1 protein-coding gene is annotated in these 1,099 nt (G+C 61.9%); it reads left to right on the top strand.

The genetic code is table 11. The features are described from left to right. A protein-coding gene (locus IEY63_RS22050; RefSeq protein ID WP_229784865.1) for an IS3 family transposase occupies positions 1-1,099 on the top strand; the annotation gives its coding sequence in 2 pieces (ribosomal slippage) (positions 1-248 and positions 248-1,099; 1,100 coding nt annotated over the 2 pieces). This gene is flagged as partial in the annotation.

Raw genomic sequence — 1,099 nt, 5'->3', positions numbered from 1 at the left:
GAAACGCAAACGGTACACGGAACAGCAGATCCTGGACATCCTCGGCCAGCTTGAGGCGGGGACTCCGATCAGCGATCTGACGCGACTCCATGGAGTCGCGATGACGACCATCTACCGCTGGAAGGCCAAGTACGGCGGCATGACCAAAGACGAGACTCGAAAATTTCGCCAACTGGAAGCCGAAAACCAGCGGCTCAAGAAGCTGGTGGCTGACCTGTCGCTCGACAACGCGATGCTGAAAGAGGTGGTGGGACGAAAGTGGTGACGCCTGGGACGTCGTCCCAGGCGCAGACGCCCCTCAAAAAGCAGATGGTGACCCTGCTGCGGGATTCGTTCACGGTCAGTGAACGACGAGCCTGCCGGGTGCTGGGCTTCTCCCGAACCACGCAAAGACGGAACAGCCCCAAAAGGGACAAGGACCAGCGCCTGGTCGAGCGTCTCCGCACGCTGGTACAGGAACGACCGCGCTTCGGATACCGACGGATTCACCTGATGCTGGGCCGGGAAGGTGAGACCGTGAACCACAAGCGCGTCTACCGGATCTACCGGGCTGAAGGGCTCGCCGTTCGGAAGAAAGAACGGAAGAAACTCAGCGTGGGAGCGCGTCAGCAGAAACCGCAGGTTTCTGCTCCGAATCAACGCTGGAGCCTGGACTTCATGGCCGATCAGCTGGCTTCCGGTCAGCGGTTCCGCGTCCTGAACGTCGTGGATGACTTCACCCGAGAGTGCCTGGTCATGCACGTCGGCACCTCCATCACGGGCCATGATGTCGTCCGTGTCCTCGAGGCCGTGGTGCGGTTCAGGGGCGCACCGCAGGCGATCACCACCGACAACGGCCCGGAGTTCGCGGGCAAGGCCCTGGATCTCTGGACCCACGACCGCGGCATCACGCATACCTTCATCCGGCCTGGAAAACCCGTGGAGAACGCCTACATCGAGAGTTTCAATGGTCGGGTCCGGGACGAGTGCCTCAATCTCCACTGGTTCCAGAGCCTGGATCAGGCTCGCCTGATCCTCACAGCCTGGCGTCAGGACTACAACGACGTCCGGCCCCACACCTCACTTGGTGGCCGGACCCCGAACGAATTTGCCCGCCTGG

This window comes from Deinococcus radiotolerans, from assembly GCF_014647435.1.
GTDB classification, from domain to species: Bacteria; Deinococcota; Deinococci; order Deinococcales; family Deinococcaceae; genus Deinococcus; species Deinococcus radiotolerans.
The sequence above is the reverse complement of the archived record's forward strand: the minus strand, read 5'-3'. Positions and strand labels throughout refer to the sequence as shown.